This window comes from Nonomuraea sp. CX421 (assembly GCF_059358955.1).
In genome coordinates this window covers 63,338-76,430 of sequence record NZ_JCADBK010000004.1, presented here as the reverse complement: position 1 = coordinate 76,430, position 13,093 = coordinate 63,338, and the positions used below count along the sequence as shown (strand labels likewise).

9 protein-coding genes are annotated in these 13,093 nt (G+C 73.5%); 4 read left to right on the top strand and 5 right to left on the bottom strand.

The annotated features are described in order from the left end of the window. The first annotated feature begins 6 nt into the window (after positions 1 to 6). Positions 7 to 1,389 (top strand): diaminopimelate decarboxylase, encoded by a 1,383-nt coding sequence (lysA, locus tag AC5L3X_RS09100; RefSeq protein WP_494856309.1) that lies wholly within the window; start codon positions 7 to 9, stop codon positions 1,387 to 1,389. Further along, positions 1,386 to 2,675 carry a homoserine dehydrogenase gene (locus AC5L3X_RS09095; protein ID WP_494856307.1) on the top strand — a complete coding sequence of 430 codons (1,290 nt, stop codon included), beginning with the start codon at positions 1,386 to 1,388 and terminating at the stop codon, positions 2,673 to 2,675. The genes lysA and AC5L3X_RS09095 overlap by 4 nt, the downstream gene beginning before the upstream one ends. 68 nt (positions 2,676 to 2,743) lie before the next feature. On the opposite strand, the gene AC5L3X_RS09090 is transcribed toward AC5L3X_RS09095, so the two are convergent. The 4 genes from AC5L3X_RS09090 to AC5L3X_RS09075 all read right to left on the bottom strand — a co-directional run bounded on the left by AC5L3X_RS09090 (position 2,744) and on the right by AC5L3X_RS09075 (position 8,519). Beyond that, entirely contained in the window at positions 2,744 to 4,471 is a 1,728-nt protein-coding gene (locus AC5L3X_RS09090) for a glycosyltransferase (RefSeq protein WP_494856306.1), read from the bottom strand. Then, the gene (locus AC5L3X_RS09085) at positions 4,468 to 6,516 is read right to left on the bottom strand and encodes a glycosyltransferase (protein ID WP_494856305.1); all 2,049 of its coding nucleotides are present in this window, start codon (positions 6,514 to 6,516) and stop codon (positions 4,468 to 4,470) included. Before AC5L3X_RS09085 ends, AC5L3X_RS09090 begins: the two co-directional genes overlap by 4 nt. 72 nt (positions 6,517 to 6,588) lie before the next feature. Continuing rightward, positions 6,589 to 8,016, bottom strand: a complete 1,428-nt coding sequence (locus AC5L3X_RS09080; protein WP_494856304.1) for a glycosyltransferase family 2 protein — start codon at positions 8,014 to 8,016, stop codon at positions 6,589 to 6,591. Positions 8,017 to 8,081: 65 nt separating this feature from the next. Further along, positions 8,082 to 8,519, bottom strand: coding sequence for a hypothetical protein (locus AC5L3X_RS09075; protein WP_494856303.1), 438 nt, complete (start codon positions 8,517 to 8,519; stop codon positions 8,082 to 8,084). Between the two features lie 228 nt (positions 8,520 to 8,747). On the opposite strand from AC5L3X_RS09075, the gene AC5L3X_RS09070 reads away from it, so the two are divergent. Next, the gene (locus AC5L3X_RS09070; RefSeq protein WP_494856302.1) at positions 8,748 to 9,824 is read left to right on the top strand and encodes a glycosyltransferase family 2 protein; all 1,077 of its coding nucleotides are present in this window, start codon (positions 8,748 to 8,750) and stop codon (positions 9,822 to 9,824) included. Then, positions 9,821 to 11,437: a glycosyltransferase gene (locus AC5L3X_RS09065; protein ID WP_494856301.1), complete on the top strand. Its 1,617-nt coding sequence runs from the start codon at positions 9,821 to 9,823 to the stop codon at positions 11,435 to 11,437. Before AC5L3X_RS09070 ends, AC5L3X_RS09065 begins: the two co-directional genes overlap by 4 nt. A gap of 4 nt (positions 11,438 to 11,441) precedes the next feature. On the opposite strand, the gene AC5L3X_RS09060 is transcribed toward AC5L3X_RS09065, so the two are convergent. Then, complete coding sequence (locus AC5L3X_RS09060) at positions 11,442 to 12,926, bottom strand: glycosyltransferase family 2 protein (protein ID WP_494856299.1); 1,485 nt, start codon at positions 12,924 to 12,926, stop codon at positions 11,442 to 11,444. Between the last annotated feature and the right edge of the window lie 167 nt (positions 12,927 to 13,093).

Here is a 13,093-nt window from a genome sequence, read left to right as displayed (position 1 = left end):
GTTCGGGTGAGTCGATTCGCCCATCCCGCCGGAGACCGCCACGCCGAGCCGCCGGCCCACGAGCGCCCCCCGCTGGCGCCCGCCGACCTCAACCGGATCAATCCCACGATCTGGCCCCGAACGTCCGGCCGCGTCGATGGCGCGCTCGCGATCGGCGACGTCGACGTCCGCGAGCTGGTCCGCGAGCACGGCACCCCGCTGTACGTGCTCGACGAGCACGACGTGCGCTCGCGCATGCGCGACTACGCCACGGCGTTCGCCGGCTCCGAGGTCCACTACGCGGGCAAGGCGTTCCTCTGCAAGGAGGTCGTCCGCTGGCTGCACGACGAGGGCCTCGGCCTCGACGTGGCCAGCGGCGGTGAGCTGGCCGTCGCGCTCAGCGTCGGATTCCCGCCCGAGCGCATCACCCTGCACGGCAACAACAAGTCCGTCGCCGAGCTGACCAGGGCCCTGGAGGCCGGCATCGGCCACATCGTGGTCGACTCCTACGAGGAGATCGCCCGCCTCGGCTTCCTCGCCGACCGCCACGGCAAGCGGCCCAAGGTGATGGTCCGGGTCACCACCGGGGTCGAGGCGCACACCCACGAGTTCATCGCCACGGCCCACGACGACCAGAAGTTCGGCCTGTCGCTCAGCTCCGGCGCCGCCGCCGAGGCGGTCCGCCGGATCCTCGCCCTGCCGTCGCTGGAGCTCGTCGGCCTCCACTCGCACATCGGCTCGCAGATCGTCGACACGGCCGGGTTCGAGGTGGCCGCGCGCCGCCTGGCCACGCTGCTCGTGCAGATCAAGGCCGAGCACGACGTGCTGCTGCCCGAGCTCGACCTCGGCGGCGGCTACGGCATCGCCTACATCGAGGGCGACGAGGCCCCCGACATCAAGCGGATCGCCGACGGCCTGCGCGAGATCGTCGCCAAGGTCTGCACCGACGCCGGGCTGCCGGTGCCGAGGCTGACCGTCGAGCCGGGCCGCACCATCGTCGGGCCCGGCGGGGTCACCCTCTACGAGGTCGGCACCGTCAAGGACGTCGAAGGGCTGCGCACCTACGTGAGCGTCGACGGCGGCATGAGCGACAACCTGCGCACCGCCCTCTACGGCGCCGACTACACCGCCGTGCTGGCCAGCCGGGAGAGCTCGGCCGAGCCCATGCTCAGCCGCGTCGTCGGCAAGCACTGCGAGAGCGGCGACATCGTGGTCCGCGACTGCTTCCTGCCCGCCGACCTCGCTCCCGGCGACCTGATCGCCGTGGCCGCCACCGGCGCCTACTGCCGCTCGATGGCGCACAACTACAACTACCTGCCCAAGCCCGCCGTGGTCGCCGTCGCCGACGGCGAGGCTCGCGTGATCGTGCGGGGCGAGACCGAGGACGACCTGTTGAGGGGGCAGCTGTGAAACCGCTGAAGGTTGCGTTGCTGGGCTGCGGGGTCGTCGGCTCCCAGGTCATCCGCCTGATCCGCGAGCAGGGCGACGACCTGGCCGCGCGCATTGGCGCGCCGCTGGAGCTGGCCGGCGTCGCGGTGCGCCGCCTGGGCCGCAAACGCGACGTCGAGATCGACCCCGAGCTGCTGACCACCGACGCCGAGTCGCTGGTCGCCCGCGACGACGTCGACATCGTGATCGAGGTCATCGGCGGCATCGAGCCGGCCCGGTCGCTGATCGTGGCCGCCCTGTCGCGGGGCAAGTCGGTCGTCACCGCCAACAAGGCACTGCTGGCCGAGGACGGCGCGACGCTGCACGAGGCGGCCCGCGCCGGCAAGGGCGACCTCTACTTCGAGGCCAGCGTCGCCGGGGCCATCCCGCTGCTGCGGCCGCTGCGCGAGTCGCTGGCCGGAGACCACGTCCAGCGGGTGCTGGGCATCGTCAACGGCACCACCAACTACATCCTCGACAAGATGGACTCCACCGGCGCGTCGTTCACCGACGCCCTGGAGGAGGCGCAGACCCTCGGCTACGCCGAGGCCGACCCCACGGCCGACGTCGAGGGCTTCGACGCCGCCGCCAAGGCCGCGATCGTGGCCGGGCTGGCCTTCCACAGCCGGGTGACCGCCGCCGAGGTGCACCGCGAGGGCATCACCGACATCACCGCCACCGACGTGGCCTCGGCCAAGGCCATGGGCTACGTGATCAAACTGCTGGCCATCTGCGCCCGGTCCGACGACGGCCGGTCGATCGGGGTGCGCGTGCATCCGGCGATGATCCCGCGCTCCCATCCGCTGGCCGGCGTGCGCGAGGCGTACAACGCGGTGTTCGTGGAGGCGGAGTCGGCGGGGCAGCTGATGTTCTACGGCAAGGGCGCGGGCGGCGCGCCGACCGCGTCCGCCGTGCTGGGCGACCTGGTGGCGGTGGGCCGCAACCGGCTCGCGGGCACCCGCGGTCCCGAGGAGTCCACCTACGCGTCGCTGGCCGTGCACCCGATGGGCGAGACGGTCACCCGCTGCCACGTGGCGCTCGACGTGGCCGACAAGCCCGGCGTGCTGGCCACGGTGGCCGATCTGTTCGCCAAGCACGACGTCTCGATCCAGACCGTCCGCCAGGAGGGGCGCGGTGACGACGCGCAGCTCGTCATCGTCACCCACCGGGCGACCGACGCGGCGCTCACGGCCACCATGGAAGGACTGCGCGACCTCGACATCGTCCGCGCCGTGGCGAGTGTGATGCGCGTCGAGGGCGACGAGTAACCGAGCCTTCCCGGAGCCGTTCCCCGGAACCCGTACGTTCCGCCCGGGAGACGCCTTTCGCGCAGGCGTCAGGAGTGCGGGAAGGCCAAGGCGCGGATCCGGCGGACGGCCTTCCTGAGCACCGTACGTTCCTGGACGCGTGACAGCCGGACCGCCTCCCGGCGCCAGGTCTCGGCCTTGTCGCGCCACCGGGCGGTGTCCCGTTCCCTCTTGCCCACCTCCCTGCGGAGCCGGGCCAGCTCGGCGCGCAGGTCCGCCGTACGGTCGCGGAGCTGCGCGAGCTCCTTCTCCCGCCGCATGGCCAGCCGCTCGGCCTCCGGGACGGGCCGCCGGCGCGGCGGGTAGACGAGCGGTCTGCGGGTGATGTCCCACGCCGGCCCGTCCAGCCATTCGAGGCCGAACACCTCGTCGAGGACGTCGTCCAGGCGCTCTCCGGGCTCGGCCACCAGGGCGGCGCGCGCCAGGGCCGACACGCGCTCCAGCCGGGCCACCACCACCCCTTCGCCCGTCTCGTCCAGCGCCAGGCACAGGACGCCGCCGTCGTGCTCCTCCAGGTGGCCGACGAGCCGTTCCACGGAGTCACGGGCCGGGACCCAGCCAGGAGGGATCAGCAGCCGGAAGGGAGGCACGACCTCCCGCCCCGGACCGGCCGCGCGCCCGGCGTCCGGCCAGGCGGAGTCGCCCGCCAGGCGGACCCTCGGGTCGTGCTCGAACGTGGCGTGGACGAGCCTCAGGTCCAGGTCGGGGTCGCGCAGCGGGGAACGGCGGCCGGTGCCCAGAGCCGCCCACGGACCCGTGACGGTGACCCGGATGTCCGGAAGGCTGCTCGCCAGGAGGGCGTCGACCGTGGCGCGCACGTCCTCGTAGGCCCCGGCCGGGACGTAGGCGTCCACGTACGGCACGAGCCACTGGCGGCCGGGATCCGTACGAAGATAACGGCGGTACGGCACCCGGTCCGCCACGTACGGGTCGTTGTGGCGCTTGAGGGCGGCGAAGTCCCGCATGGCGGTGGGCAGCCCGAGATGCCAGGCCCGCGCCTCGGGGTCGGGCACGAAGACCACGCCCGCCTGGGTCAGCCGATAGCCCAGCTCGGTGTCCTCGGCCAGCACCAGCGAGGTGTCCAGGCCGCCGATCGAGCGCAGCAGCGCGGCGGGGTAGGACGCGCTGGCGCCCACGTGGATCCTGGTGGCCAGCGAGCTGGGCGCGGTGCGCAGGCCGTCGTGCTCGGCGATGATCTGCTCGGCCCAGTCGTGGCGGTGCGACGACAGCGGGAACAGGCCCTCCTCCGTGCCCGTCCGCACGGCCGCGCGGACCCGCTCCGGCGTGGGCCGCCGCTCGGCCGAGGTGAAGTCGATCCAGCCCAGCACCACCAGGTACGGGGCGAGGTGGTGCCAGCGGAGCTGCGCCTCGACGTGTTCGCGGTGGGGGACCATGTCGGCGTCCAGGACGAGGACGACGTCGCCGGTGGCCGCGTCGAGGCCGGTCTGGACGGCCCAGGCGCGGCCCCAGCCGCCGGGCGGGGCGGGGATCAGCCGGGTTCCGGGCGGGACGATCTCCGGCAGGCGCAGGGGAGGGGTGCTGCCGTCGTCCACGACGACGATCTCCGTGAGCTCCGCGGGGTAGCTCTGCGCCGAGAGCGCCGCCAGCGTGAGGTCCAGCGTCTCCTGCCGGTCGTGGGCCGGGATGACGACCGTCACGGTCAGGGTGGGCTGCCAGTCGCCGAGGCGGGGCGGGGTCAGCACGCCGAAGTCCTGGCGCCGGATTCGCGGCATGGACGCGGGCTGGTCGAGGGTCACGGCAGGTCGCTCCCGTCCAGCTCCATCAGCGCGCTGGGGCGGAAGCCGCGCCACTGGTCCCTGTTGCGACGCAGGAACGTACCGATCGGCTCCTGCCAGGTGTGGTTGGCGGCGGGGCCACGGCGCAGGATGTAACCGAGGCCGTGGGTGCGGTAGATCTGGCCGCCCGCGGCCTGCATGGCCTCCTGGAACTGGGTGTCGACCGAGCGGCGCAGCGGCCGGAACCCCCCGACCGCCTGGAACGCCGACCGCTCGGCCAGGATCGTGCCGCCCGCGACGAAACTGGTGATCTGCTCGGTGATCTGGCTGCGGTGCACGGTGACGTCGATCGACGACAGGTAGACGAACTCGGGCACGGTCCCCACCACCTGCGCGCCGGAGTAGGAGTGGGCGAGCAGCAGGTCGGACAGGAAGTCGGGCCCGTACCAGTCGTCGTCGTCCATCTTGAGCAGGAACGAGCCCGAGGCGCGGGCGGCCGCGTTGTTCAGCACCTGGCCGAAGATCTCGTCGTGGCCGGCCTCGTAGACGGTCAGCGGCCCGTCGAAGGCGGCGATCGCCCGGGCCACGTCGGGGTGTCCCCGGGGCAGGCCGTGCAGGGCGAGGACGACCTCGACCCGCGCTCCGCGCTGGCGGGCGACCTGGTCGAGGGCGAAGCCCACCATGTCGGTCCGGCGGGTGGCGAGCAGCACGGAGGTCAGCGGTGGCGCCTGGGCGGGCGCGCCGAGCTGCTCCCAGCGGGCGGACACGCCGTGCGTGCGCAGCGCCGCGCGGCGCAGCCGGACGCTGTGCTCCTCCCGCCGGAGATCATCGGAGAGGTCGGGATCTGTCGTCACCAACGTGATCAGTTCGGCTCCGAGAGCGCCCGCCCAGCGCGGCACGCTCTCCGCGACCAGCGGGATCCCCGCCGCGGCCAGCCCCGCGAGCACCCGCACGGCGGCCAGCGGCCCGCTGTGCGCGTGCCGCCAGTCGACCGTGAGGCCCCGGATCTGCCTCAGCCTGGACACGTCCGCGTCGGTCACCCCGCCCGACTCGGCGAACGCCGTCACCAGGCGCCCGTCCAGCACCACCGACCAGCGCCCGTCGCGCTCCTCCAGCGACGCCATGCCCCGGGACGGCGTGGTGACGAACCCCTGCGGGTTCACCAGGCGCTCGTCGACCGGCGGAACCATCGACGGGTCGCCCAGCACGTCCGGATCGGCCAGCGGCAGCGCGCCGCCGCCTGGCCGGCCCAGCCGCTCCCAACTGGCGGCGCGCGACGTCGGCCGCTCGACGGGCGTCTCGTCACCGGTCCACGCGACGGGGTCCCGCGCTTCGTACGGGCCGGTCGGGACGGGGGCGCGGGCTTCGTCCAAACCGGCCGCGACGGGGTCCCGCGCTTCGTGCGGGTCGGCCGGGACGGGGGTGCGCGGGGCCGGCTCGCCGGCTTCCAGCGTGCGCAGCACCACGTCACCGCCCGGCGCGCCGACCCGCTCGGGCACCGGTCCGCCGATCTCGGCGGGGGTCGCGTTGGGGTCGCCGGGCCGCCAGTCGGCCGAGCCGACGCCCGCGATCGCCGCCGCCGGCGCCGCGATCACGTCCAGCCGGTGCCCCGCGAAGGCGCGCGCCGTCGCCGCCACGGTACGGCCCGCCGGCGTGGGGGCCGAGAAGCGGGCGTCCACCACCCACACCCGGTCCTTGGGCCGGTGCACCCGCAGATCCGTCAGGGAGCGCCACCGGTGCGCGGGAGTCGGCGTCGGCACCGGAGCCGGATGCGAGGCCGGGGTGTCGAGCACGGCCACGACCACGCGCCGCGCCTCCGGCAGCAGCTTGTGCAGGGTGGCCGCGCGCCGCAGGTCGGCGGGCGTGCCGGCGATCACGAGGACCTCGTGCACCCGCTCCGTCACCGGCGGCGGCTCCAGCAGATCCCGATCCAGATCGACCGCGCCGAGCCCACCGACCCCGCCGAGCCCGCCGGCCGCGCCGCCCCCGCCGGGCAGCGTCTCCGCGCCGACCCCGGTCAGGAACACCCGAGCCTTCGGCAGGTCGGCCAGCAACTCGCGGATCACTCCGAACTCCTCAGGTGCCGCATCGGTTCGCGGATCACTCCGGACTCCTCAGGTGCCGCATCGGCTCGCGAGTCAACCCGTGCTCCTCAGGTGCCGCAGGAGTGAGCTGAGCCGCCGCCCCTCGGTGACAGGCTCGGCGGACAGCCGTTCCACCTCCGCCGACAGCCGCTCGACCTCCGCCCGCAACGCCTTCACCTCGTCCCGCCGCTGTGCGGCCACCGCGCGCCACTTGACCGCGTCGCCCGACGCGGTCTCGGTCTCGGCCGCGGGAACGATCCCGTACTCCTCGCCGCTCACCCAGATCGAGCCGAACATCTCGTCCACCAGGTCGTCGGCCGCTCCGGGGAAGAACGCGGCCCGGGAGAACGCCGCGGTGCGTTCCAGCCGGGCCGTCACCACGCCGTCGGCCGACTCGGCCAGGACGGCGCAGACGAGGCCCAGCAGGCCGGGCTCGGCGAGCCGTACGAGCCGGGAGAGCGTGTCGGCGCCCGGCGCCCAGCCGGGCGGGAGCGTGAGCAGGAACGGGGAGGGGGCCGCGGAGACGGGCGCGGTCTCGGCGAAGGTGACGCGCGGCTCGTGACGGTAGAGGTTGTGGATGAGGCGCAGGTCGAGCAGGGGCTCGTCGAGGCTGGCGCGGCGCCCGCCGGTCAGCCGCCCCCAGGGCCCGGCGACCGTGACGCCGATGTCGTCGAGGGTGCCCGCGAGCGCCGCGTCCACGCAGGCGCGCGTCTCCTCGTAGCCGGTGGCCGTCACGACGACCCGCACGTAGGGCACGAGCCAGTGCCGTCGTGGGTGTTTGCGCAGCCAGCGCAGGTCGGGGACGAGGTCGCCGAGGAACGACCAGTTGTGCCGGTGGACGTCCTTCTCCCGGCGCATGACCGTGGACGGGCCGAGGTGCCGGCCCCGGGCCTGGGGGTCGGGGATGAACACCGCTCCGGCCTGCGCCAGCCGGTAGCCCAGCTCGGTGTCCTCGGCCATGTCCAGGCGCGGGTCGACGCCGCCCGCCGCGCGCAGCAGGCCGGCCCGGACCGAAGTGGAGGCCCCGGTGTGCAGGAGGTACGCACTCGCGCCGGCGTCCTTGAGCATCCGGGTCGTTTCGAGCGTTCGGCGGGTGTACTCGGTCTGGACGCCCTGTTCGTCCAGGGTTTCGACGAAGCGGGTCTCACCGATCACGACCGCGTGGTCGATCAGGTGGTGCCAGCGCATGTGGGCTTCGAGGTGGTCGTCGTCCAGGATCATGTCCGCGTCGAGCCAGTGGATCACGTCACCGGTGGCGGCGAGCTGTCCGGTCTGACGGGCGGCGCCGCGGCCCCAGCCGTCCCGCACCCGTACGATCCGTGCGCCGGGCACGTCGCGGGGCTCGATCGGCGGCTCGCTGCCGTCGTCGGCCACGACCACCTCGGTCAGCTCGGCGGGGTAGGTCTGACGCGCCAGCGCGGCCATGGTGCGGCCGAGCTCCGCCTGACAGTCGTAGGCGGGGATGACCACAGAAAGGGTCAAGATCGGATTCCAGCTCCCGATCGCGGGCGGCCGGAGCGAACCATAATCGTTGTGCCTGATCTTGGTCATACCCCGCCCTTGGCCAGGGCACGGACCTCCTGGCGCAGTTCCTCCACCTCTCGCGCGCGGGTGATGGCGTTCACCCGGTCCTCGCCGAGAGAGGCGAGGATCGCGCCCAGGTCGTCGTCGCGCCGCGTGGCCGACTGCTCGACGGCGGCGGCCAGACGGTCCAGCCTCGACTCGATCCGGCCGAGCGCGGTGGTGACCTTGGCGAGCCCGGCTTCGTGCTTTTTGATCCGCTGATCCATGCGCTGCGCCTTTCCGTCGAGGCGGCGCACGATGAGCACGAGCACGGAGAGGGCGGCCAGAGCGATCAGGGACGCCGCGATGGCTCCCGCGGCGGCCCAGGTGATCAGGTCTCCGAGCAGCAGCACCACGAGAGCGGCCACGACCACGACACCGAGGATCGCGGCGACCGCTGCCAGTCGGCGGGGCGAGAGCATCCGCGCATACCTTCCATAGACATGACTAAACCGGCGTCAGGGGATATTGACACCCTAAGCAACATTCGCCACTACCGTGCCATAAGTTCCTGTGTGATAACTGGGAATTGCTTCCGCCCCGACCTGCAGCGCTTTCCGGCATGAAGGTGGACTCGCGGCCTACGTGCCAGTAAACCGGCGTAAGGTAGGCGCCGACTGAGTCCCTGCCGGTCGAGGAGCACCACACCTATGTCCGTCACCCCTTGCGGCTTCACACGCACGCCGGAGAAGGGGCTCGCCCGCCTGCACTGGAGCGAGGCCGGCTGGCAGGTCGACGGGCAGCCGCCCGACCCCGGCGCGCTCCGCCCGCTGCGCGGCCTCGAGATCGAGTGGCCCGGCGACGCGGTGCCCCTCGACGGGCTCACCCGGCTCGCCGCCGCCGGCGTGCCCCTGACCACCCCCACCGCGCCCGGCTGGGTGCCCGCCGACCTGGCCGATCTGCTCACCGACCGTTCCTGGCTCGACCACGCCGCCGACGGCACCGTGCGCTCGCTGGCCGACCTGCGGCGCGAGGAGCACAGCGTGCGCCTGCGCCGCCTCGCCCATCGTTCCGGCCACATCCCCTCGATCAGCGTCGTCATGTCGACCAGACGTCCCGAGCTGGTCGGCGCCGCCCTGACCCAGATGGCCCGCCAGCGCGACGTCGAGATCGAGGTCCTGCTCGGGCTGCACGGGGTGCCCTTCGAACGGGTACGCCAGGCCGTCGAGGACTGCCCGCTGCCCGTGGCCTGGATCGAGGCCCCCGCCGAGGTGCCGTTCGGCCAGGTGCTCAACCAGGCGGCCGCCCTGGCCAGCGGCGACTACCTGGCCAAGTGGGACGACGACGACTGGTACGGCCCCCGCCACCTCGCCGACCTGGTCATGGCGGCCGGCTACTCGGGGGCCGACATCGTGGGCACCGCCGGCGAGTTCTTCTACCTGGAGCCGCTGCACGCCACGATCAGGCGCACCAGGTTCGCCAGCGGCGCCGCCTACCCGAGCGAGGTCTGGTCCGACCACGTGGCGGGCGGCACGATCCTGCTCTCCCGGGCCAGATTCGGCGACACCGGCGGATTCCCGGCCCAGCCCCGGGCGGTCGACCGCGACTTCCTGAAGGCCGCCTCCGAGGCCGGCGCCCGCGTCTACCGCACCCACGGCCTCGGCTACGTGCTGCGGCGCACGCTCAGCGACGAGCACACCTGGCGGCTCCCGCTCGCCCACTTCCTCAAGGTGGCCACCAACCAGTGGCGGGGCTTCCGCCCGAGCCGCCTGCTGGAAGCCGCATGAGGGTCCGCGGCAACGACTACCGCGTCCTGCGGCCTCCCGAGGGGTACGACCCCACGCTGCGCGTCAGCGTGATCGTGCCCGCCTACGGTGGCCAGGACAAGCTCGACCTGGTGCTGGCCGCACTCGCCCGGCAGACCTACCCGGAGGACCTGACCGAGGTCATCGTCGTGGACAACGGCAGCGCGCCGCCGCTGCGGCTGCCCCGCGAGCGCCCGGCCGGCACCCGGCTGATCGTCTGCGAGACCCCCGGCCGGGCCGCCGCCCGCAACGCGGGCCTGGCCGCGGCCACCGGCGACGTCATCCACTGGCTCGACTCCGACGTGCTGCTCACCCCGGGCGCGGTCGAGGCGCACATGCGCTGGCACCACACCGCCCCCTACCTGGTCGTGACCGGCTACATCAGGTTCACCGAGGCCCCCGTGCCCGACGAGCTGCCCGACGACCTGGAGCGGGCCTTCGAGCCGGCCGAGCCGCACGCCTGGATCATCGACCTGGTGGAGCGGACCAACGGCCTCACCGACAACCCGCAGCGGCCGTTCAGCCTGCACGTCGGCGGCGCCACCTCGGTCAACGCCCGGCTGGTCGAGGCCGCGGGGCCGATGGACGACGAGCTCATCCTCGGCCAGGACACCGAGATGGGCTACCGGCTGGCGCAGGCCGGAGCGGTGTTCGTGCCCGAGCCCGAGGCCCGCGCCTACCATCTCGGCCCCACCATGCGGATGCGCGACAAGCAGCCCATCGACCGCGTGAGCCACGCCTTCGTGGCCGACCGCATCCCCTCCTACCGGTGGCTGCGCGCCAACCCCGGACGCCAGTGGAAGGTCCCGTACGTCACCGTCCTGCTCGACGGCACCGCCGGCTACGAGACCGTACGCGCCACGGTCGACGCCCTGCTGGCCGGGACCGTGCCGGACCTCTCGATCGTTCTGGTCGGCCCGTGGGACTCGGCCGGCCACGAGCGCCGTGCCCCGCTGACCGACCCCGGCCTCGACCTGGCGCTGATCCACGGCCACTACCGCTACGAAGGCCGGGTGCGGTTCGCGTCCACCGACGAGGCCGACCCGGCCGTCCCCTTCGTGCTGCGCCTGCCCTCCGGCTGGGTGCCCGGTGAGGACACCCTGGCCAGGCTCCTCGACCTGGCCCGCGACGAGGGCCTCGGCCTGGTCAACGTGTTGCTGCGGGAGTCGGCCGACGGCCTGCTGACGGCCCGGCTGGAGCGCGCCTCCGCCTTCGCCAGGGCCCGGATCGTGCTCCGGCCGGGGGAGTGTCTCGACGACGCGGTCGACGACGTGTCGGGCGTGTCGTGGGTGGAGGCCGAGAGCTACCCCTTCACCACCGAGCCCGCCGTCGTCCTCGGCCGTCGCGGCGCCCTGCGCGCCAGGACGGAGGCTCAGGAAGAGGCCGCGCGGCTGGCCAAGGAGGTCGAACGGCTGCGCGGCCAGGTCGCCAAGTGGCGCGACGAGGCGGCCAAGTGGCGCAAGAGCGCCGTCGAACTCCGCCGCGAGGTCGGCTCCCTGCGCCGCCAGCTCGCCGCTGCCAAGCGCGCCCAGCAGGGGTTGCGCGTCGTCCTGTCCACCACGGTGAAACGCGCGCTCGGCAAGGGGCGCCGCTGAGCCGTCAGCCGGTGCGCAGCGCCGACTTCAGCCGGCCCAGGAGGGTCCGCTCGACCGGCTCCTCCGGTGCGGCCGCCACCGGGACCGTCACGGCCGGCGTCGCCGTGGTGGCGGCGGCCGGGGCCGCCGGGGGCCAGTAGCGCTCCGGCGGCACGTGCCGTACCCCGTGGGTGGTGGCGATGACGGCGTCGAGGTCGTCGTCCGGTGCGGCGAGCAGGTGCGCGCGCCCCAGGGCGGAGGTGCGTTCGAGACGGGCGGTGCGGCCGTCGGGCAAATCCACGACGAGCACGCCCGTCAGGTCCTTCTGCACGGTCTCCACCATGCGTTCGAGCGTCACGCGGTGCAGCGGCACGTCCACCGGCCCCCGATAGCGGAACGGCGTCGGCGCGGGCGTGGGCGCGGCCTCGTCGATCAGCCTGATCCGCTCGTCGTGCGCGAACAGGTCGCGCATCAGCCGCAGCTCGAAGCACGGGTCGCCGAGCACCGAGCGCCGCCCCTCACGCAACCGCGACCACGGCCCCACCAGCGTCACCGCGACGTCCTGCAGCTTGCCGTCGAGCGCCGCCGCCACCGCCCGCCGCACGACCGCCTCGGAGGTGTCGGTCACGTCCAGCACGATCTCCACGTACGGGACCAGCCACCGCCGCCCGCGATCCTTGCGCAGGTCGCGCCGGAGCGGCACGCGGTGCGCGAGGTAGGGCTCCACGACCCGCACGGCCCGCTCCCGGTCGCGGTGCTGCGCCGGCAACCCGAGGTGTACGGCCTGCGCCTCCAGGTCGGGGACGAACACCACCCCGTGCATGGCCAGCCGGTAGGCGAACTCGGTGTCCTCGCCCCGGGCCACCGTCGGGTCGAGACCTCCCACGGCGTGGAAGACCTCCCGGGGCAGGGCGAACGTCGGCCCCGTGCACACGTGGTAGGGATTGCGGCTCCGGCGCAGCCCGTCGGTCTTGGCGATCGTCGCCTCGGTGGAGCTCGCCACCGCCCGGTCCAGGTCGAACAGCTCATCCAGCCGCCGCGCCCGGAACACCTCGTTCGCCGTGAGCGACGGCGCCTCGACGAACTTCTTCATCCCGATCGTGACCAGGTAGTCGGTCAGGTGGTGCCACCGGGCGAGCGCCTCGATGTGCTCCCGGCAGGCCACCATGTCGGCGTCGAGCCGCTGGATGATCTCGCCGTCGGCCGCTTTGGCGCCGGTGTTGACGGCGTTGGAGATGCCCCACCCGCTCTCGGTCCTGACGACGCGGGTGTTGTCGGGCCTGATCTCCGGCAGCCGGATCGGCGGCTCGCTGCCGTCGTCGACGACCAGCACCTCCAGCAGGTGGCTCGGATACGTCTGGGCGGCCAGCGCGGCCAGCGTCAGCTCCAGGTGCGGCCCGCCGTGCGCCGGAATGACCACGCTCACCGACAGGGCGGGCGACCAGGCGCCGAGCTCGGGCGGCTGCAGTGGAGAAAAGTCGTTCTGCGTCATCGCGGGACGCGCGCTCATGATGGTGACCCCCTGGCGCGACCTTATCGACAGTTGCTGAGAATTTCCTCAATTGCGGCATGTCCGACCATGGCCACGCCGCCCCGGCGGTCCGGGGCCCTCCGGCCGACCGTCCCCTCCCGGGCACCCCGTACACTTTGTGCCTGACAACGCAGGTAGGGAGTCAT